The 20,900-nt window shown below is 40.6% G+C and carries 17 protein-coding genes; all 17 read right to left on the bottom strand.

Annotation, left to right across the window (positions count from 1 at the left end; genetic code table 11):
* Positions 1-14: 14 nt before the first annotated feature.
* Complete coding sequence (locus tag HYS07_06285) at positions 15-3,854, bottom strand: hypothetical protein (GenBank protein ID MBI1870781.1); 3,840 nt, start codon at positions 3,852-3,854, stop codon at positions 15-17.
* A gap of 164 nt (positions 3,855-4,018) precedes the next feature.
* Entirely contained in the window at positions 4,019-5,293 is a 1,275-nt protein-coding gene (locus HYS07_06280) for a glycosyltransferase family 4 protein (GenBank protein ID MBI1870780.1), read from the bottom strand.
* A 109-nt stretch (positions 5,294-5,402) separates the two neighbouring features.
* On the bottom strand, positions 5,403-6,275 hold the full coding sequence (locus HYS07_06275) for a class I SAM-dependent methyltransferase (GenBank protein MBI1870779.1): 873 nt from the start codon (positions 6,273-6,275) through the stop codon (positions 5,403-5,405).
* Between the two features lie 11 nt (positions 6,276-6,286).
* Positions 6,287-7,321 (bottom strand): glycosyltransferase family 2 protein, encoded by a 1,035-nt coding sequence (locus HYS07_06270; GenBank protein ID MBI1870778.1) that lies wholly within the window; start codon positions 7,319-7,321, stop codon positions 6,287-6,289.
* A gap of 11 nt (positions 7,322-7,332) precedes the next feature.
* Positions 7,333-7,965 (bottom strand): class I SAM-dependent methyltransferase, encoded by a 633-nt coding sequence (locus HYS07_06265; GenBank protein ID MBI1870777.1) that lies wholly within the window; start codon positions 7,963-7,965, stop codon positions 7,333-7,335.
* Positions 7,962-9,128 carry a glycosyltransferase gene (locus HYS07_06260; protein MBI1870776.1) on the bottom strand — a complete coding sequence of 389 codons (1,167 nt, stop codon included), beginning with the start codon at positions 9,126-9,128 and terminating at the stop codon, positions 7,962-7,964. Before HYS07_06260 ends, HYS07_06265 begins: the two co-directional genes overlap by 4 nt.
* Positions 9,106-10,068 carry a GDP-L-fucose synthase gene (locus tag HYS07_06255; GenBank protein MBI1870775.1) on the bottom strand — a complete coding sequence of 321 codons (963 nt, stop codon included), beginning with the start codon at positions 10,066-10,068 and terminating at the stop codon, positions 9,106-9,108. Before HYS07_06255 ends, HYS07_06260 begins: the two co-directional genes overlap by 23 nt.
* Positions 10,065-10,904: a glycosyltransferase family 2 protein gene (locus HYS07_06250; GenBank protein ID MBI1870774.1), complete on the bottom strand. Its 840-nt coding sequence runs from the start codon at positions 10,902-10,904 to the stop codon at positions 10,065-10,067. The genes HYS07_06255 and HYS07_06250 overlap by 4 nt, the downstream gene beginning before the upstream one ends.
* A 15-nt stretch (positions 10,905-10,919) precedes the next feature.
* Positions 10,920-12,026 carry a glycosyltransferase family 4 protein gene (locus HYS07_06245; protein MBI1870773.1) on the bottom strand — a complete coding sequence of 369 codons (1,107 nt, stop codon included), beginning with the start codon at positions 12,024-12,026 and terminating at the stop codon, positions 10,920-10,922.
* A gap of 5 nt (positions 12,027-12,031) precedes the next feature.
* Positions 12,032-13,063, bottom strand: a complete 1,032-nt coding sequence (locus HYS07_06240; GenBank protein MBI1870772.1) for a GDP-mannose 4,6-dehydratase — start codon at positions 13,061-13,063, stop codon at positions 12,032-12,034.
* A 22-nt stretch (positions 13,064-13,085) separates the two neighbouring features.
* Positions 13,086-13,862 carry a glycosyltransferase gene (locus HYS07_06235; GenBank protein MBI1870771.1) on the bottom strand — a complete coding sequence of 259 codons (777 nt, stop codon included), beginning with the start codon at positions 13,860-13,862 and terminating at the stop codon, positions 13,086-13,088.
* Between the two features lie 30 nt (positions 13,863-13,892).
* A complete protein-coding gene (locus HYS07_06230; protein MBI1870770.1) occupies positions 13,893-15,164 on the bottom strand; it encodes an ATP-binding protein in 1,272 nt (423 codons plus the stop codon).
* A 67-nt stretch (positions 15,165-15,231) separates the two neighbouring features.
* Positions 15,232-16,515 (bottom strand): oligosaccharide flippase family protein, encoded by a 1,284-nt coding sequence (locus tag HYS07_06225; GenBank protein MBI1870769.1) that lies wholly within the window; start codon positions 16,513-16,515, stop codon positions 15,232-15,234.
* Positions 16,512-17,696 carry a glycosyltransferase family 4 protein gene (locus tag HYS07_06220; GenBank protein ID MBI1870768.1) on the bottom strand — a complete coding sequence of 395 codons (1,185 nt, stop codon included), beginning with the start codon at positions 17,694-17,696 and terminating at the stop codon, positions 16,512-16,514. The genes HYS07_06225 and HYS07_06220 overlap by 4 nt, the downstream gene beginning before the upstream one ends.
* A 147-nt stretch (positions 17,697-17,843) precedes the next feature.
* The gene (locus HYS07_06215) at positions 17,844-19,094 is read right to left on the bottom strand and encodes a glycosyltransferase family 4 protein (GenBank protein ID MBI1870767.1); all 1,251 of its coding nucleotides are present in this window, start codon (positions 19,092-19,094) and stop codon (positions 17,844-17,846) included.
* On the bottom strand, positions 19,091-20,167 hold the full coding sequence (locus HYS07_06210; GenBank protein MBI1870766.1) for a glycosyltransferase family 4 protein: 1,077 nt from the start codon (positions 20,165-20,167) through the stop codon (positions 19,091-19,093). Before HYS07_06210 ends, HYS07_06215 begins: the two co-directional genes overlap by 4 nt.
* Before the next feature lie 108 nt (positions 20,168-20,275).
* Positions 20,276-20,734 (bottom strand): hypothetical protein, encoded by a 459-nt coding sequence (locus HYS07_06205; protein MBI1870765.1) that lies wholly within the window; start codon positions 20,732-20,734, stop codon positions 20,276-20,278.
* Between the last annotated feature and the right edge of the window lie 166 nt (positions 20,735-20,900).

Raw genomic sequence — 20,900 nt, 5'->3', positions numbered from 1 at the left:
CCTGTCCCGTTATCTTATGTTCTATCTCTGTTTGTGGATGACGAGGAATGCCGTTTCATCCATACACCCCCTAACAAGAAAAACATAATCCCTGCCAAGACACCCCCTGCCATCAGGAGGCCCAGTTCCAAATACCTCTGCGGAATAAACTCCAATACCAGCTTCAAATTTTTAGATTCTGAATGATTATTATTGTCCATATTGAACCCTTTTGGATCAATCCACCAACCATTCGCAAAATTATTCACCTTGATGTGATCAGGGATTTCAAATTTTGTTCTATACTCTTTTACCGCATTGACAAGATGAAATAAAGGATAACGATTCGACCCAGGAAATCCGTCCTTACAGGCAAAAGCCTTCCAACCTGCGTTATAATTCTCCATGAGCACCAACCAAAAGGGCTGTTCTAGATTTTCAATACTGACCTCATACCGTGTAGGATCAATCTGGTGAAAATCCACTTTTGGAACGTTCAATACACCCGATTCCATGTTGCGATAAATCTCCTCAGGGAAAAACGCGATGGTCTCAATATTAAGCCCTTTCTTGAAAAATTTTAAATGATGAATCCCTTCTTCCATCTCGATAGGACCCAAAACAATCTCCCGACCCTCAAATTTGTGAAAGGTCAAGTTTTCGGGATTTTTACCCGTAAAACTCCATATTTTCCCGTCCAGTTCTAAAAGAGGCCCCTCGGGTCGATCCCTATTTTCCTCTGCACTCTGAACAAGACCCCGACTCAGTTCAACACCTTGAATCCTATAACGCCAGCGTAAAGGTTGAAGGGAAGATCCTCCATCCAATTCAATCGCCTCTATATTCCCTTTTATCTTTGGAACATCCCTCCATGGAATAATCCACTGATATCCACGGCCAAGATGAGCAAAAAAATAATTTGGAACCTCCACCCTTTCTAGACGGGCATCTTTAGAGGATCTGTAGCACAGAAAAATATGTTTCACTTGCGACGCCTTTTTTAAATCCTCTTTCCGAATAAAAAGATCTGTTCCTTTTAAATTTTCCAAAGAGATTCCTCGATGAATTTTCTTCACCCGAACCAAATTTTTTCCATCCAAAAAATATCCTTGATCCATATCTACAGGAATTAAAATTCCTTTCTTTTCCTCATAGAATGACTCTGTCGAGGTCAGCCCTTTTGGAAAATGAGAATAAAGCATCAACGGCCTATTTTGAAGTAAGGCCACCTGATAGATAAAAAAAGGATAAACTTTCCCTACATCCTTTGAAACCCGCTTCCTCCCAATTTTTTGACACAAGACATGAACAGAATTCAAAAAATAGTCCTTTCGATTAGGAAGGGCATCTTGAGCGGCTTTCAGCAAATCAATAACAACTGTTTTGTGCACCGCCCCTCTAGCCTCTTCATATTTTTTGGCCGGAACAATGAACACCCCTTTCCCGGAATCCTCATGAGTCCGAAATGCTACTTGGATTCTTTGAAACCTTGGATGAGCGACACGGTACGCAACAGCCAGATAGGGAAAATCTCTAAGGTTGATAGGGACAGGTTTATTTTTCAATTTTTGAGAGAAAGAAATTCCAAGATTTACATACTCATCCTCAGAAAAAGGTCCATCGAAATAGGCTTGAATGGCTAGGCCTGATTTCAACCGGTGAAAATTGAACTCACAGTGTCGAGCATCAAAGGCAATGTTCTTGTCATCCTGTAAAACACCTCCTGTTTCGCCCAAAAGAAAAGGGGTGAACTCAAAAAATTTCACGCCTGAAGTTTTTGGATGAAAAGAAGTTTTCCTGCGTAAGGAGGCCATCAGCATAAACCTCCCTTTCCTTGTAGAAAAACTCTTCTGCCGATCCCCTTCAGCAACTGATGCAATATATCCATAAGATCGAGATTCTCTTTTAATTTTCCGATAACCTTCTAAAAACTCTGAACGATCTTTGTTCAAAGGATCATTCCGCTCTAGAAAATCTCTATAATCCTGTTTGAGGGTGTCTGTTAAAAGAGTGCTCCCCTTCATCCTCATCCATTTTTCCACAGGCCATGTGACACATTTTCTCCATATACTTGGATCTAAATAGAGCCAAATCAATTTTTTTAAACTCAAATGTCTCAATAGAAAATCCTCACACTTACCCCCTCTCCCCAATATCGGGAAAAACATGTTGGATAAAAAAATTTTTTCGATGTTCTTTGACTTGTCTAAGTAAAGGAGGATGGATCGATTCTTAAACACCAGAGGAATTTCTCCTGCAAGAGCTTTCAAGAATCTTAAGACCCCCCTTTCCCTTAAAAAAGATGGGATGGGAATAAGGTTAAGATATTTGGCATGAGAAAAATTAAAATCTTTAGGATACCAAACACAGGTAATATCTAGCCAGCGTAACAAGTCCTTGAAGGTATCTAACCGACCTTTCTTAAGCACCTCTCTAAAAAAGAGCTCCAGGGGACCGAAAGACCAACCATCATCAAAAAAGGGCTTATCCAAAAATAAAAATGCTGGGTGATGCCCCTGAAATCCCTGTCCCCACCGATATAAGCCCCAACCTGTCTGAAGCAGAGGGGGTAAAGACAAAATACCCCCTTGAGAAAACCCATTCAAATCTTGGCAGGCCTCTTTAAAATAGTGAGGGAAGAGAGTGACCGTTCTTTCATTTCGGTTCGCATGAATACGCCGCTCGACAACTTCACCCTTTATAAAAGGGAGCGACCGAATCAAAAAAGCACCCCATAGACAAAATGCCCCTACTTGAATCACCCGAGCCCACGACCCAAATCTAGAGACAAGGACAAAAAGAGAATAACCCAGCAAAAGGGCATAGAAAAAAGCAAGGGAAGAAGGAAATTTGTTGTAAAAATTTCTATACATAAACCAACCTGGAATATGATCCACCAGCCATACAAAAATCTTCACCCCCCCAGGGCCTACGTTCACCGTTGAAAAATAAAGTAGACACAGGCATGGAAGGGATAGCGAAATAAGAATTTTTCTTTGCTGACCTCTTGCAACCCAGTGAGCAATTCCGATCAAAAGAGGAATAATTGTAAAAAGATATTTACAGCGGTAAATCCAAAAATGGAAATTTTGCATTTGAGAAAACTGCATCAAAAATCTTTGAGGAAATAATCCCAAAAGATAATCACCCACATTCAAACTCTCGGCCAGAAAAAGGACGTTATGTGAAGCCTGGACAACATGCTCACCCGTTTCACCCATGAGGGGCTGAAAGAACCATGAAACACAAGCTGGAAAAATCCAAAAACCATTCACCCACAAAACACTTAATCCATAAACACTGGTCCTTCTAACAAAAAGGACGAGAGACACCTCGCTCTTTAATACCAGAAACCAATAGGTTAGAATAAAGATGAAACAGCCAATGATATAGCCTCCAACCCAGGGAACTTGTTGAAGAGATACGGAAAAGAAAAAAGCGATCCCGCTACCCAAAAATAGCCATAACATCTTTCCCCATTTTAAATATCTGTAATAAAAAAAGATCAGGGCTGGAAATGCAACTAAGAGATAGATTTCTAACGAAAGTTGTGTCCAATCCGTCAAAATAACCGTTCCGGATAACAAAAAAACAATCCCGCTAAAAAAACATAAAAATACGGTGAAACGATTCAAACGGCCAAAAATATCTCTCAAAAAAAGAGAAGTAAAAACAAACGCCCCCGCAAGGGTGCCCCCCCAAAAGGCCCTTTCACATAGGGATGGGGTCAAACCGATTTTTTGCAGTAACCAGATGATGCTTGCAAAAGGAAGCGCTGACGGCATAAAAGGATCTGGGGCCCCTACCCCTGCAATATAATGAGACCAACAGTAAAAGGCCTTCTCGATATACCTTTGTGGAGATAGAAAATACAACGCCCCCTCATCTCCCCAAAGAAAAAGAAAGGGATCGTGAAACCAAAAAAAGGGAATTACAAACAGGATTGAGGCACCCAGAAGTAAACCAAGGACAAAAAAATTTTCAAATCGGGGATTGTTTTTCAACAAAATCCAAAATCTCCTTCCAGCCATCTAAAACCCTAACATCTCTCATAATGTTCTGTAATAAGGGCTATATTATTTTCTGAAAAATTCCGATGGGCATATTCCGAACAATTTTGTTTGAGGGACAAATATTGGTCCGAGTGGATATAGAGGCTTTCAATGGCCTTGTGCAAACCCTCCACCGTGGGTTCCACCAAAAGAGCAACACTCTTGTCCAATGCCTCGGGTATCCCCCCTTTATTAGCCCCGACAACAGGAATTCCACAGGCAACCGCTTCCATCCCTACACGACCAAAACCCTCTTCATATTGGGAGGGAAGGCAAAAAATATCTGCGGCATTGTAGTACTCACACAATTTTACATTTTCTACCATCCCCCGAAATAAAATATGAGAAAATCGTTCTGCCTCCGTCTGAATCATCCTCTCCTCTGGCCCTGTACCAATAAAAATAAACTGAATCTGCTTCATTTGTTTTGCAACCCCCATGAGGACCTTTATACCTTTTTTCTCGATCAATCTCCCTACAAACAAAACAGTAAATTGATCTTTTAAATTGAGCTCATCCCTCACCTGTTTTTTAGGCATAGGTTTAAAAACATCCAAGTTAATCCAGTATTTAAACAAACTCAGCTTGTCGGGGTCTATTCCAAAAGAAACGAGCTCACTCATTGAGGCCTTCGATAAACAGAGCACTTGATCCGCTCCGTTAAGGACTGCCTTAATGATTTTGGCTGTTTTAGAAACCTTGTCAAGTTCATAAACCGCATGGGTACTTGCAATCAATTTCTTCGAAAATATCTTTTTGAGAACCCATCCAATTAAAACAGCGTTGAGACCTTGAGCATGAATCACATCAATCTTTGAGTGATTCTGCAGCATAAATAAAAAAGCCCTTATTGCCAAATAAGGAGTCAAATACAAAAAATCTAAAAAAGGGTACTTGTCAATCTTATGGAAGAGATTCTTTCCAAACCATCGATATCTCCTCACGCAAACATTGCCCCACTCTTCTCTTGGGCGCCACTGGATCCCCCCGGTTGTCAAAGGAGAATAGGTCTGCACAAAAATCTTATAACCCCGCTTATCAAGAGCCATGACAAGATCATCAAAGTGGGTTTCAGCCCCTCCAACATTCGGGCTAAAAAAAGGAGTTAGGATCAATATCCCTTTGGGGGATCGCTCAAGGGTCATATTTGCGGTCTTCATCTCATTGAAGGGTTTAACCCTAAAACCGAAATTGGATCGCGGAATTCGACGCAAGATCTTGGCCACCTTGGCCTTCAGAAAGCCTCGACAGACATCTGTCAATGTATGCCTACGTTTCCCCCTTCGGGGACCTTGTCTTCAGGCCAATCTGGCTCAAGCTCTTGCGTCTCGGTTCACGCGCCAATTTCGGTTTTAGGGTTTAAAACACGGCTTACTTTTTACACTTGATAAAAAGGCCTACAGCAGAATGAGGTTGAGTCAATCGGTCATTAAAAGAGTCAACCCATATCAAAAAATCCCTTACATAATCCATCAGCCTCTTCCCCTTTGTCTCTGAACCTTCTATCTCAAACTTGCTAACACTGCGAGCAAGATTTTGAGGAAGTTTACGACCCTGAAGCAAGCGTGCCCCTATATTTAGGAGATAGTGGTTGAAAGGCAAACAATAGTGCGTCAGCTTAACAAGCTCCAAGACAATCCATTTTTCCTTCTCGAAAATGGATCTCAACTCTTCGGGACGATACAACCTTTTATGATCAAACCAAAAACCTGAAAAAAACCCCTTCCGAATATGAAAGTTGAAGAAGACTTCTAAGAATTTATTAAGGGGATCCCAGAAAAAGGGATAATGGGCATGAGGAACGGTTGCGATCACGATTCCTCCAGGCTTCAAAACTCGATAACAATCCTTGAGTCCTAAACGATCGTCCTGCAAATGCTCCAGCACTTCTGAAAGAATGATTCGATCAAAAAAATGATCTTCGTAAGGAAGGGTTTCTATCTTTCCCTGCCTTAAATCGATCTTTTTATCTGCCAAATTTCTCTTTGCCGATTTCAAGGCCCTGTCATCAGGATCGATTCCATATAAATCGTAATTTCCCAATTCTGAAAGCAAGTGAAGATAAAAACCATCTCCACACCCCAAATCTAAAATCCTTGCCCCCTCAAAAACCTCTAGTCCACTTAAAAGACGGGCAGCCCTTCTTTTTAAGGCCATATCATAAGTATTTTTTAAAAGCGAGGCGATTTGCTCTGATCTATTTTCCATCGTTCCTGACCTTGTAAGATTGAGTTCTAATGACATGAGTTTAACCTTTATGATTCACGAAAAAATTTTGGATTCAAAAAATAAAGAGCCCCCTTCCCATACTCTTTCCAAGGAATAGAAGCCATCTTACCCTTAAAAACTTCACCATCAGAACGTCTTCTCACCTGAGTTTGTACAAAACGCCTTTTTTTCAAAGTAGCTGAAAAACCAAAGAAATTCCATAGAAGGGCCTTGATCAAGACACTCACTCGATCAAATTTAAAAAACAAGGCTGAGTACACCATCAGAAAAAAGTAAAGGGTCAAATGAAGTGGCAAGAGCCAGAGTAAATTTGCAATACTTAAGTTTTTTAAGTAGGAGTTGATTCTGTTCTTATTCGAGTGATACTGAACAAAACTAAAATCTAATTTTTCTGAGGTCGCTCCCCCTTTATGATAGATCACGGCCTGAGGAATTAAGAGGATTCTATATCCATAAAGCCAGATTCTCCAAGCAAGATCGGTTTCTTCAAAATAGCAAAAAAAATCTTCGTCAAATCCGCCCACCGCTTGAAAGATATCTTTACGAATCAAGAGACAGGCCCCCTTTGGAGAAAAAATTTCTTTAACCTGATCATACTGCCCAACATCCACCTCACGAATTCCATCGTGCCGCAAAAAACCTGTTAGGGTCGGAAAGGATCCTGCAGAATCTAGATAGGTCGGACGCCCTAAAACCTTAATCTTAGGTTGGCAGGCAGCTACTTCTTCCTCATCTTTGATCCCTTCTATCAGCTTCGAAAGAAAATCCTTTTCAACAATGGTATCATTATTAAGAAATAATAAAAAAGCCCCTGAGGCATTTTGGGCGCCGATATTATTGGCTATTGCAAACCCAAGATTACTCTGATTTCTGACAATCTTAATCTGTGGAAATCTTCCCGCAACAAAGTCGACGCTTCCATCCACCGAGCCATTGTCCACAAAAATAATTTCAAAATTTTGATCATCCCCCTCAAAAAGGGAAGATAGGCACTTTTCTAACAGGCTTTTCCCGTTCCAATTAACGACAACAATAGAAACCTGCAACTGATCTGATTCCATACTCAACATTCCTATTCCCGACAAGATACAATCGCCGCATTATAAGAAAGAAACGACTTAAAGATCCGAGCTCGCTCCAATCCAGTTTCAGAAAATTGAATCAAGGCTTTTAAGATTCGATTGTGCGTTGGAAAATAATGGGCCTCGAATTCTTTAAAGCAGACAACATCCTCTGGAAAAACCTTTAGGATGAGTCTTCTAAAAAAACGCTTGGTGAAATGATCATGACCCAGCATTTGGGTCATGTGTACATAAAAAATAGGGTTATATCGATTCGCCTCCACAATCACAAAAACTCCCCCCGGTTTCACAACAGACTGAAGACCTCTTAAAACATTTTCTGGATCTCCCGAATGATGAAGAATATCCTTCATAAAAATAACATCAAACATAAATTTCTTCAGAGGGGGATGATGGGCATTCGCCACCAAAAATTTTAAAGAGGGGTTCCCGACCCGCTCACCCCATCCTTCATGGACCTGTAAGTCAGAGCCAATACATTCCTTAAAAGATCGCGACAATAAATGGGTGTCTAATCCATCCCCACACCCTAAATCCAAAACCCTTTCGCCTTGAAAGTCTAAAACACCTGACTTCTTCAAAACACGATTTCGAAACTCTAACAGGCCTTCTGCATCTGTCATATATTCTCCTTAAAACAAGACTCGAATGCCTTCTTAAAAACTTCACTCCATTCGTACTGAGAAGCAAACTGAATGGCATTCCTGCGATATCCTTTTAAAGTCTCATCTGACTTCAAAAGATGAATAACCGCCTGAGCAATATCAGGGCTGTTTAATGAAACAATCATTCCACAATGATTCCTGACCATCTCCTGAGCAATGGACGGCACATCGGTCATCAAGACAGGAAGTCCTGCAGCTAAATAATTTTTCAATTTCCCTGGATCTGCATAATAAGAAAAATTGCCATCGCGGGTCTCATAGAGGGCGATGGCCAACGCCCCTTGACACAATATATTCTCGAGCTCCTGATGATTTTCAATGTACCCGAGAAAATGGATCTGATCGTTTAGATTGAGAGATTGAACCAATTTCTTAAGATCCTTCTCATAAGGACCTGCTCCTATGACAGTCAGGGTCACCTCTGAAATCACATCACGGACCAGGGGCAGGGCCCGAATCAGATATTGAATCCCTTGCTTTTCAAGAAGCGTTCCCATAAAAACGATTTCATTGCGATGAATTTTTTCAAAGGGTAACCGCTGAATCCTTTCAAAATGAACCCCGTGGGGGACCACCTTATGTTTGACCTCTCGACAAAGCCCAATTTTCTCACGGGCTTCGATCATCCTCTCAGAGAGATTCCAAGTGAAATCGCACGAGCGATAAACCCATCCATCAATCCAATGATAAAACCTATTCACCCACTGATTGGTAAACCTCACCGGCACATAATCGATGCTAAAAAAAATAACCCTCCTCACCACACCTATTTTCTTTAAGAACCAACCCATCCAAGCATTGATATTTCCCAAACCAATCCAAAGATCATATTTTTTCCCACTCAAGAGAACCCAAAAGAAACTGTACAAGCAATCTTTTAAATAAAGGAGTAACTCCGGTCCTTTGAAGAGCGGCGCCCTTCTTAATTTTGTCCTTTTACCATTCACATACTTTTCACAGCAAGATCTGCTCTTACGGGTTGAAGGAAGAAATAACAGCGGATGCCCTATAAAAATAAGGCGCTTGACCTTGGGAATTAAATAATCCCTCAAGTCATGTGCAGGACCTGAAGTTGCTATATGACTTACGATCACAACATTAAGGTTTTGCAATGGATTCATTAACCATTTTACTTCTGTACCATTCAATTGTTCTTTTTAACCCTTCACGGAACGGCGTCTTTGCCTTAAAGGAAAATTCGTTTTCAGCCTGGCTTATCTCCAGAGAGCGGCGGGGCTGCCCATTCGGTTTCGTATGATCCCAAACAATTTTCCCTTTAAATCCGGTTAACTCTGCAATTAAAAAAATCAAATCCTTAATGGTGATTTCCATTCCAGACCCAAGGTTGATAGGGCCAGCTTTGTTATATTTTTCAGCAGCCAAAACGATTCCCTCCGCCGCATCCTCAACATAGAGGAATTCACGCGAGGCGCTTCCCGTTCCCCAAACGCCTATTTCATCCCGTTCCTCAGAAATGGCCTCCAAACATTTTTTGACCAAGGCTGGAATGACATGAGACGATTCCGAATCAAAGTTATCGCCTGGACCATAGAGATTGACCGGCAATAGATAAATGCTATTCAATCCATACTCTTGTCGATAGGCCTGAGATTGAACCAACAACATTTTCTTAGCTAAGCCATAAGGGGCATTGGTTTCTTCTGGATATCCATTCCAAAGATTTTCTTCCCTAAATGGAACCGGCGTAAATTTTGGATAGGCACACACCGTACCTAGAAGAACTATCTTTTTGATTTTGAAAATCCTTGCTTGCTCAATGAGTTGAATTCCCATCATGGCATTGTCATAGAAAAACTTTCCTGGATGTTTCATATTGGCACCAATGCCACCCACCACCGCCGCTAAATGAATGAGACAATCAGGCTGAGTCTTGCGAAAAAGATGAACAATGTCTCCTCCATCCCGCAAATCATATTCGGATGATTTCACAGAATAGACATCTTTACAACCCTCTTGAATGAAGCGATTGACGACATGAGTCCCTAGAAAACCCCCTCCTCCTGTCACAACAACAGATTGATTCTTCCAAAAATCACTCATCCCTGAACCCCTTTCACCCTTGAGTTTAAAGATCCCAAACCCCCTGCGAGGAACTCACAAAATTTCATAAAAATCATCCCTAAGGAAAGAATCGGATGACGTAATAGTGTCAATCGATGCCGAAAGAAAGCAGGACGAAACAGTCGCAATTTCTGTTTCGCATGCACGGGCTGCTTACGAATGTATAAACCGATTGTCTTTCCATAATAATATTTTGTCCTCATGGTTTCAAAAAGTCTCAAATTCCCTTCCATATGCTCAATGAAATAGGGAATACGACCTATTCCATGTCCAACCCCTTTAACCCGTTCTGGCAAATCCCAGTCTTCTCCTCCACCATGAATGTTTTCATCATACCCACCCAGTTCTTCAAAAACCCCTTTATCAAAAAATCTTGCCGCCTCCATTGAATCGTCTCCCACATAGCAACTCCTCTCAAGGGCCTTACATTTTGCCCAAAAACCTTCACCGATAGAAACCTCTGGAATCACCACTGCTCTCACTCGAGAATCATTCCTCACCCTTTCTACACAACCCTCCATGACTCTAGGATTCAAGATCATATCTGAATCTATGATGAGAACATACATTCCCTTCGAATGACGAACTCCAAAATTTCTCTGAGCACTTCGTTCAGGGCCTCTCTTTAAAAATTGATCGGCATATTTTTGAGCGATCTGAGACGTCCGATCCGTTGAATAATTATCGACAACAATGAGCTCAAAACATCGATAAGCCTGATCACGAATACTCTTCAAGCACGGCTCTAAAAAAGAAGCTGAATTTCTCGTGGGAACAATGACCGAGACAAAAAAATCCGTTTTTTGTTCTTGCATAGACCTTCACACACCCTATTGTATAATGAGTTCTTTGAAGTTTTGATAACTTTTTTCCCACTCAAAATTCTGACTCCACTCAATCGCATTTTTTGAAAGGGTTTCTCGAAATGAAACATCTTCGATGATTTGACTCATGGCCTCACAGAGCTCTTTCGACGTTGGATTTTTTGATAAAATAATTCCCGTACGTCCTTCCACCACCGAATCAATCAATCCCGAGACCCTTGAAACAATTGCAGGGGTCCCACATGCAGCAGACTCTGTTACCGTCATTCCCCATCCTTCTTTTGCCGAGGGCATCAGCAATGCCCATGCCTTTTGCATGAGAAAAACCTTTTGATCCCGACTGTTTTTCTCAAAAAAAAGAACATCCTGATCATGAAAATAAACATTCCCATTTAAAGATAATTCATGACAAATTTTCTCTAATCTCTTCCTTTCATAGCCATATCCCATAATGCATAGTTTCGCTTGAGGATGCTTTCGAACCAGCTCTTGCATAGCATGAATACACAGGTCCACCCGCTTCATACGAACCAAACGGCTCACACAAAGAAAGAGAGGAAAGCTTGCTTTTTCCCCAGGTTGATATCGCTCGTGGTCTAAACCCATGGGAAATACCCTCACATTTTTTAGAGGAATACCCACCTGGGTCAAATCTCCCTGGGTACTTCTCGAATAACAGAGGAAGGGGGTCCGCCGATAACTTAAGAATTGAAACCGTTCCAAAAAATAAGCCACCGCCGCTATCCATTTGGGAAGTTCATAGAAAAAAACCTCTTGTGCGAGTTGATTGACATAGGCGAAAACATTACCTCTCACATAAAGAGGCGTTTGCCAAAAGAGGGTGTTCAACATGTCAATCACCAAATCTGGTTTTTTATGAAGTGACCGATAGTATCGGTATCCACAAAAGTAAGTCGATAAAGTCCCTCCTCTTCTCACAATCTTAATACCCGAAACAACACTTTCGCTCGGAAGGTTTTTGACATGTTGACAAAACCAAGTGACATGATGTCCATCTCGGACTAGACGTCTTGCAAGCTCAAATGTGATAACCTCAGCTCCTCCTACTTCTGGATGATCAAGATCTTTCCAATTAAAAATAAGGATATCCATTCAAATCAAAATATTTTCATAAGTAAGTTTTTATTTTCGAGAACCCATCGATACAATTGATGAATTCCCTTTTCTACAGGAATTTGGGGTTCCCATCCAAAATACTTTTTGGCTTTCTTAATATTGCTAACATACACCAACTGGTCACCAGGTCGGGCTTGATCATAGGATGCCTTGATCTTTTTTCCCATGACTTTTTCTAGAATAGGGCAAAACTCCTTCCATACGGACAAGGTATAATGGGGTCCCCCACCGATATTAAATGCCTGTCCCTTTGTCCGACTGATGGCCTTTCTTGCAAGCTGAAATGCACGGACAAGATCCTCAATATACAAAACATCCCTTACCTGCTTCCCATCCCCGTAAATGGTAATGGGTTTATTCAACACTAACGCAATGATAAACCAAGCGATCCATCCTTGGTCTTCAATCCCAAACTGCCTCGACCCGTAGATACAGGACTGTCTAAATACAACTGTTCTCAATCCATAAATTCGAGCATAATCTAAAACATATTGATCTGCAGCTCCCTTTGAACAGCCGTAAGGAGAATAAAAATCGAGGCCTTGATTTTCATCAATCCCATTTTTTAACGAAGCGGGAAATTGATAACGCGTCACCGATTCATGAATGGATAGATCCTCCATCTTTCCGTATACCTTATTCGTAGATGCAAAAAATAAGATTGGATCCTCACCTTTCTTACGAATCGCTTCTAATACATTAAAGGTCCCTAAAGCATTCATCTCAAAATCCATTCTAGGATCCTGAACAGAGGTCGTCACAGCGACCTGTGCTGCCATATGATAGATCAAATCGGCCTTTGAAACAGCCTTTTCAAGTTGACTCTGATGATATCGAATGTCCGCTCTTATCACCTTCATATGAGGAGAAATAGATTTAAGCCATTTCAAATTTAATTCTGCCCCCTTACGAGAGAAATTATCCAGAATGGTTACATCGTCTCTTCTCTTCAAATGTTCATAAGCAAGATTAGAGCCGATAAAACCAGCTCCTCCAATCACAAGCGTACGCATAGATTTCCTCTCTTCCCTCTCATCAATGATTCTTCTCGTTCAAAGACCGATTGGACTTGACATACCATTTTCTCACGTAAAGCCGATAAAAAACGGCCAGGGTGTCTTGCCACGTCCTCAGTATATCCCCGAGTCTCACCCTCCCCATCCGGTGCGGGCGATTAAAATCGAGAACCACTGGCGCATCCATGATTTTATAACCTAAATGATGCGCCACCATCAAGAGCTCAACATCAAAAGCAAAACGCTTGACAAGAATCCTATGGAAGATATCATCCAACACCTCTCGTTTAAAAAGTTTCAACCCTGTTTGGGTATCGCTGATTTGAGAGGCAAAGAGAATTCGAACCATAAGATTATAGGAATAGCTGATGAACCGGCGCCTTTTCGGATATTTTTGTAAAACAGAAGCCGCATGCCGCTTGGATCCTACCACAACATCCGCATCATTCTCTTTCATGATATCATAAAGAATTCTGATCTGACGAGGATGAAGATCTAAATCTGAGTCTAAGAAAACAACCAGGTCTCCCGTCGCAAAACCATAACCCTTTTTTAGAGCATCCCCCTTACCACAATTTTTACTAACTCTATTTACCAACACTCGCCCATCCTGTGCCACTTTTAAAGCAGCCTCGAAGGTACCGTCTTGACTCCCATCATCAATCACAATAATTTCATAATTTTTAATACCAATCTCTTCAACCACCTTACAAGTCTCCAACACATTTTTTCCAATGTGACTGGCCTCATTATAAGCGGGCATTAGAATAGAAATTTTTCCTTCAAAATCTTGCATAGGATTAATCCTTCTCAAGCCATCAAAATTTTACAAACCCAATAACCACTTCCAAACCGGAATAATCTTAATTTTGAAATGCCCCCGTGTCATTTCACCTTCCTCACTTTCCGTGAGAATGAGCCCTTCTTTCAAACCAAACGCTTCAAGGGCCCCCGTCAAACCTTCAACTTTCCTTTCCTCATTCTTTAAATTCAGTCCAGAACACACTTGAAAAGCCGCAAAAATCTTACGACTTCTCTTGAGGATAAAATCACACTCCCGCCGGTAATCATCCCAATAAAGGAGTTCAAAACGCTCAAGAGCACCCCTTCTTTTGAGCTCAATGGCCACAAGATTTTCAAGGAGAGAGCCACGATCTTCTGTAAATTTATGGGATAACGCGCTGATGAATCCATTGTCTACCACATAGACCTTTTTAAGGGTAGCAAATTGCTCCTTCACCTTGTAAGAAAATTTATTGACTGTGAAAATCAGAAATGTGTCTTCTAAGTATTTTAAGTATTCCTTTACCGTATGAGAACTTTTTAGGTCAAGACTTTTTGCAATCTTGTTTAGGGAAAGCTTATTTGTGAAATAGTTAATGAGGAGAAGGGCAAATTCTTGCAGAATAGCGGAATATTTAATCTGATGCCTAAAAACAATGTCTTTTGTAATAAGGCTCGAAAACAAGTTTCGCAAGAATTCATTGCCAAATTTATAAAATTCAAAAATTCCCCCCTGATTCAAGTATTGAGAAAAAAAAGATGCAATCGTTCCCTTCTCCCTTGTTGAATAGGATGAGTCAGGCCCCGGCACGAATCCATTCAAACTCAAAAATTCTTTAAAGCTTAATGGAAAAACCGTACGAGTTAAGAATCGCCCTGTTAAATGTGTTGCCAGTTCAGAACTCAAAAGATGCGCATTAGACCCCGTAACAATGATCCGATATTTAGGACGAAGCCGATTGATAAAAAGCTCCCACCCTGAAACATTCTGTATTTCATCAAAGAGGAGAAACTTAAGATCCCCGTACAGCTCATAAAACATCTCGAGCACCCGGTTAAAATCACTCGACTCAAAACCAATCAAACGTTCATCATCAAAATTAATAAAACCATACCGCCCACCGCCTACCAAGGCGTGTGAAAAAAAAGACTTTCCCGCTCGCCTCAGGCCAGAAATAAGGAGAATATTAGGATGTCTTAGGCCTCCCCGAGCCTCTTCAAGTCCCTCTCGCTCAATGATCTTCTGTGTTCCAAAAGTATCCTCCATCAGCTTACGCTGATCGACAATAACACTTTTCAGGAATGGCTTATCCATATCAGAAACCTAACTTTGCATTACTAACGCATATATTATAGAATAATATGCGTTAGTAATGCAAATATTAAATTTCTAGGAGATTTTGCACCCCTCGTTTTCGAAAACCCATTACAAACAGCGTCATTACCAAGGCCCACTCAACAACATTGAGAATGATCAAAACCTCGTCTAAACTCTGATGGAAAAGAGCCATAAGCCCCCATTCTAAAACGCAAGCTCCAAAAATCGTATAAATAAATCCATATTTTCTCAAGGCCAGATTAAATTGGATAAAGATGTTTGAAAGAGCCAAGGGAAGCATGGCCAAGGCATAAAGAGGAAGCAAGTGAGAGGCCTCTGTGTATTGAGCCCCAAAAAGTGTTTTAATCAGAAAATCCGGAACAATCATAAAAAGAACAAGTCCGCTTCCAGAGAGAAATGCCGTCCATATTAAACATTTTTTGAGGATGTGAAAAGAATCTTTTTGAAGGGCCTCGGCCTCATTGATCATGGGGTACATGGCCATCGATAAAGCACCCGGAAAGTAAAAAATAGACCGACCTAAAATAACCGCCGCGGCATATTGCCCTGCTAAAGAGGGAGAAAAAAAATGTTTCACTAAAATTAAATCTAAATTAATGAGACCTGAACTCCCTAAAAGGGCCAGCGTTACAGGAAGAGAGAATAAAAGAATTTCTCGGGTATGCTTCTCAATTTTTTTGGTAAAAGACGCCTCTAAAATTTTTCGAAGGGGCTGGTAAAAAAATATTGCCAGGGCAAAGCTGGCTAAAAAATTAGCCCAAAGACCTCCATTCACTCCCCACCCTAGCCACACTAAAAACACCCCCAACGCCAAACGCAAAAGTCCGGTACTGATCATGGCTCCTCCAAAACGCCCAAAAAGCTGAAGCCCTTGAAGAAGAGCCCCTCCGACAGGGATGACAAAACTGACCGATATCATCAAAGCCAAAATCCACAACGGAGTCACGGTATTTAACTTTAGAAAATGAGCCACATAGGAACGAGTCATAAAAACAAGCATGGCTAAAAAAAAACCCAGCAAAGAGAGATTTCTAAAAGAATTCACTAAAAATAATTTCAATTTTCCCATTTCTTGACGTGCGTAAAATCCGGAAACGTATTTGATAATGACCATTCCAATCACTGTAACGGGGACTGTCTCAATAGCAAAGAGGGAGAGTAGACTATTTAAGGTCCCAAAATCTTCAGGCCTCATGAGACGGGACATGGCAAATTGATAGAAATAGGCTGCCAAATTTCCAATCGAGGTTGAAAAAAAGAGAATAGACCCTGATTTAAAAAATTTCTCGCTTTTAACACGATGGTAAAAATTTTTAACAAATTTCATTTACGAAGCCCTTTTTGAATCGCCCCTAAAAATCGATTTAAAATATTATCCCATTTAAAACAATCTAAAACATACTTTCTTCCATTTTCTCCCATCTCTTTTCTTAAATGCTCATTTTTGAGAAAGAAATCTAATCCTTCTTCAAATTCAAAATAATTATTAAACCAGAGCCCCCCTTTGGAACGCGCTACATGATCCCGTGTCACTTCACATTTTTCATTGACCATCACAGGGGTTCCCGCAAGCCAGGATTCCATGAGGACAATCGAAAAACTTTCATTGAGAGAAGGCTGACAACTCACCCAAGCTTCGCGATAAGCCTTTAACATTTCCTGGCGATCGACAAAACCAATATCGCGAATCACATTTGTTTTTATTGAAAGCTCCTCTACTGTTCCACTGCCCAAAAGAACAAGAAGAAGAGAACCGGGATGACGCTTTTCATACGTCGAAAAATAATGGATCAAAAGAGGGGTATTTTTACCTCTTTCCCGACGACCTGCATAAAGTAAAAAGGGGGTTTCTCCTAACCCAAACTTTTGACGAAACGTGCCATTACCCATCGAGATAGAATCCGAAAATCCCATTCCAACGATCTCACAGTGGTTGTCCGAAATTCCAAAAAGCCTTTTTGCCAATTTCATTTCAGGATAAGAATTAAAGAGAAAACCTCGTGGATATTGAAACATTTCCTTAAATATTTTTAAATCAGCATAAGGCTCTGGATGAAGGCAGGGAATCAAAAATGATTTTTTTGGAACAACCTTCAATCCCTCATAAGTGATTCCAAAAAGATAAGGGGCGAAAATGAAGGCGTCCCATTTTTTCCCTTCATTCTCTAAAACCTGATAAAGCTCCTGAGAGTGAACGCTCCCTTTCATCCATATTTCTTCTTCACGAGGCTTGAGGGGCCATCCCCTCTCAATTCTTTGTTGTAATCGCACAAATTGATTTGAATGAAATTGAGCATCTAATGAAAACCGATGAACACGAACTCCATTGATCCATTCTTCACCTGAAGGGAATTCATCCTTCCATTGAAGATGACTTTGCGCACGGGTTGTCAGAACATCGATTTCATGACCTTTCTTGACCAATTCACGAGCAAGGTTTTCAACTAAAATTTCTGCCCCCCCAGCCTGAGGAACATGATAACGGGGAATAATAAAGGCTAATTTCATTGAATCACCTGTTATAGTCAATTTGAAATTCAAAAATCAAAATGCAAAATGACATACTAAAATCCAAAATTTCTAACGCTATTGCAAAGGAGCCATTTTAAGTTTTACATTGTCCGACAAGATTTTTGATGTTTGATTTTTGGATTCTCATTGTTTAATTGCTCGCCCTTTAAGATAGGCCTCGAACGCTGTTTCAAACCGGTCCAAGACCTTTTCCCATGAATAATGCTCTCTTACGTACTGATATCCACGTTCGCCCATTAAGCGACGAAGAGAATCATGATCTAGAAAAAAATCAATGGCTTCTTCAAACTCAAAATAATTTGAAAAATAGAGTCCTCCACCGCTTTGAACGCAATGATGTTTTGTAACAGCACAATTTTCATGAACCAAGACAGGCGTTTTAAAGGACCAGGCCTCCATGATCACAATCGATAAACTTTCATTCAGGGAGGGCTGACAAAGGGCTGTTGCACCTCGAATCGCATTCCATTTATCCTCAACGGAAATATACCCCAAGGGAAGAATATTTTCGCTAAAGGCATCTGGAATTTCCACATCTCCAGATCCTAAAAGGACAAATTTTAATTTTCGCTCATTCCTGCTTAAAAAATATTGGCGAAAATAATGAATCAGCAAATCTACATTCTTTCCCTTTTCCCAGCGTCCCACATAAATGAAGTAAGGCGCGTCTCCTAAACCATACCTTTGGCGAAAAGCAAGTTCTCCTGACGGTTGAGAATATTCATCAAATCCAAGTGCGACTAACGCTAAGCGATCAGAATTTAATAGGTAAAGCCTCTGAGCTAATTCTGATTCAGGCTGAGTGTTAAAAAAAATGAAGCGGGCCCTCTCAAACATTTCTTTAGTGATCGAAAGTTTCGCAAAGGGTTCATCATGCAAACAAGGAATCAAAATAAATTTGTCAGCCACGTGCCGACTTCCTTCAAAGGTAATTCCAAAAAGATAAGGCATAAAAATAACGCCATCAAAGCTTGGAGTCCGCTCTTCAAGAGTTTGATAAAGCTTTTCGCTATGAACACTGTTTTTTAACCAAGCAAGTTCTTCTTCTTGAGAAAGAGGCATATTTAAATGCATCTTCCTTTGAAGATGAGAAAAAAGCAAAATATTTTCTCGTGTGTCGGCACTCAATCGATGAACACGTACGCCCTTTATTTCTTCCTCTCCTTCTCTCATCACATTTTCCCAGAGGTGATGGTCCTGAGCACACGTTGTAAAAACCTCGATTTTGTGTCCTCTTTGAGCCAGACGATGAGCCAGCTCGGCCGCATGGATTTCAGCCCCTCCAGCGGTTCCAATCTCATAGCGTGGGATGACAAAAGCGATCTTAAAAGATTGCGGATTGCGGATTGCGGATTGCGGATTTAATAGATTCATCGATTAACCTTTGAAAATAAAGGTTCTAACAATCTCTTGAATTTTTGTGCCCAACGTTCACGATCAAAATCTTTTAAACGCCCTTTCTGTTTTTGAATCACCGCCTCTCGAAAATTTTTATCTTTATAAAGCGTCATGATCATTTCAGAAATAGCAGGGTATTCCTTTCTTTTCACAAGAACACCGGCTCCCCCCAGTGTTCCGGGAACACCCGTCGCATCAAAGGCAAGCACAGGGACATTAAAATGCATGGCTTCTAAAAGAGGAATACAGAATCCTTCATGCTCACTCATGCACAAGAAAAGATGGGCCAAGCGATAATAAGCCACCAAATCTTTCTCGGTCACATGCCCTTGAAAAAAAATATCTTGAAGATCAAGTTCAATCGCTAAAGCCCTTAAATAAGCCAGATATCGGTCCATTCCTGCAAAGGCCCCGACAATAAAAAGACGAGCTTTGGGCTCCAAAAATTTTTTCACGTAATAAAAACTCAAAATCACATCCTCAATTTTTTTATTGGGCGCCACCCGTCCCACAAAAAGAATATTGAGCGTTTTCTTTTTAAATTGTCTCAAGATTTTCGGATTAGGCATTCTATTTAAATCTTCTAAATTTAATAAAAGGGGAAAAACTTTTGGATTTTTAAAACCTGCTTCACCTAATTCTTGAACATTGTAAGGGGAGACCGCAAGACTTAGATCCGGAACGCTAGCTAACTTTTTTAATTCTTCCCTTCCCTTTCTTAAGACAGAGGCCTTTTCCTCTGATATGGCATGAAAATATTGAGGGGGGGTCACATTGTGATAAATCAAAACTTTTTTTTCTGGAAGCCTCATAAAAAAATCCGTCATTTCAGATCCAACGGAAAAATGGTAAATCGCAATATTGCGGGCATCCGCTCGATAAGTCCTTACATCAAGGCATCGGTCTGGAACAAGGCTGTGTACATGGCGGCTGACCCCATAAATATGAGAAACAAGACCCCAGCCCTGAATGATTTTTTGAAGCTGGACAGCATAATTTGAAATGGCATCACCATCCAAAAAACCGGGAACAAATTGGGAAATTTCCAAAGTCGCTTCGCTCCTTTTCAAAATCAAAAATCAAAATGCAAAATGACAATGTAAAATTTAAAATGTCCACTCCACAACAGCATTGTGAAATTTTTGAATTTTGATATGTCATTTTGATGTTTGATTTTTGATTTTTGATATATGGTCCAGCCTTTCATGCATCTCTTTAAACCTTGTATCCATCACCTTGCGAAGAGAAAGGAAGGCATTCGTTACCTGACAATTGAATTCCTTTTGCTGAGCAAAAAGACGGTAGGTGTAAAATTTAAGAAGCTTCCATAGAATTTTCTTAACTAAAACCTCAATTCTGCCAAGAAATCCTCCCTCATTGATAATAGGAAAATCTGAAATATCAATGTCACAGGTTCTCTGAAGAATTTCGGTATAATAGTTTAAAAACTCTTCCTCTTTCGTCATGTTTTCAAGCTCGAGCCTGGAGATTCCTGAAAGATCATACTTCTCATACACCCCTGCTTTTTTCTTTTCCTCAATCCGAGCTCTAATTTGCTGCATGATCTTTTCAACATCAATCCCCTCAGCCCCTACTTTAAAAATATCCTCAGCCATATTTCGCCTGCCTTTTCGCTTTTTATTTGTCGAGTAGACATATATTTCAATGCCCCTCACGGAACCGTACGTGCGGATTTTCCGCATACGGCTCTTCAGTAAGCCTCACTCAATTTTGACGGTATATAAAAGCGATGGACGATCCGTGGCTTCGGTAAGGGGAATT

The organism is Chlamydiota bacterium, assembly GCA_016178055.1.
In the GTDB taxonomy this organism is placed as follows: domain Bacteria; phylum Auribacterota; class JACPWU01; order JACPWU01; family JACPWU01; genus JACOUC01.
The sequence above is the reverse complement of the archived record's forward strand: the minus strand, read 5'-3'. Positions and strand labels throughout refer to the sequence as shown.

What these genes read in the sequence shown, in the direction of transcription:
- HYS07_06275 (MBI1870779.1), bottom strand. Translation starts at nt 6,275, where the DNA reads ATGTCATTAGAACTCAATCTTACAAGGTCAGGAACGATGGAAAATAGA.
- HYS07_06270 (MBI1870778.1), bottom strand. Translation starts at nt 7,321, where the DNA reads ATGGAATCAGATCAGTTGCAGGTTTCTATTGTTGTCGTTAATTGGAAC.
- HYS07_06265 (MBI1870777.1), bottom strand. Translation starts at nt 7,965, where the DNA reads ATGACAGATGCAGAAGGCCTGTTAGAGTTTCGAAATCGTGTTTTGAAG.
- HYS07_06260 (MBI1870776.1), bottom strand. Translation starts at nt 9,128, where the DNA reads ATGAATCCATTGCAAAACCTTAATGTTGTGATCGTAAGTCATATAGCA.
- HYS07_06255 (MBI1870775.1), bottom strand. Translation starts at nt 10,068, where the DNA reads ATGAGTGATTTTTGGAAGAATCAATCTGTTGTTGTGACAGGAGGAGGG.
- HYS07_06250 (MBI1870774.1), bottom strand. Translation starts at nt 10,904, where the DNA reads ATGCAAGAACAAAAAACGGATTTTTTTGTCTCGGTCATTGTTCCCACG.
- HYS07_06245 (MBI1870773.1), bottom strand. Translation starts at nt 12,026, where the DNA reads ATGGATATCCTTATTTTTAATTGGAAAGATCTTGATCATCCAGAAGTA.
- HYS07_06240 (MBI1870772.1), bottom strand. Translation starts at nt 13,063, where the DNA reads ATGCGTACGCTTGTGATTGGAGGAGCTGGTTTTATCGGCTCTAATCTT.
- HYS07_06235 (MBI1870771.1), bottom strand. Translation starts at nt 13,862, where the DNA reads ATGCAAGATTTTGAAGGAAAAATTTCTATTCTAATGCCCGCTTATAAT.
- HYS07_06230 (MBI1870770.1), bottom strand. Translation starts at nt 15,164, where the DNA reads ATGGATAAGCCATTCCTGAAAAGTGTTATTGTCGATCAGCGTAAGCTG.
- HYS07_06225 (MBI1870769.1), bottom strand. Translation starts at nt 16,515, where the DNA reads ATGAAATTTGTTAAAAATTTTTACCATCGTGTTAAAAGCGAGAAATTT.
- HYS07_06220 (MBI1870768.1), bottom strand. Translation starts at nt 17,696, where the DNA reads ATGAAATTAGCCTTTATTATTCCCCGTTATCATGTTCCTCAGGCTGGG.
- HYS07_06215 (MBI1870767.1), bottom strand. Translation starts at nt 19,094, where the DNA reads ATGAATCTATTAAATCCGCAATCCGCAATCCGCAATCCGCAATCTTTT.
- HYS07_06205 (MBI1870765.1), bottom strand. Translation starts at nt 20,734, where the DNA reads ATGGCTGAGGATATTTTTAAAGTAGGGGCTGAGGGGATTGATGTTGAA.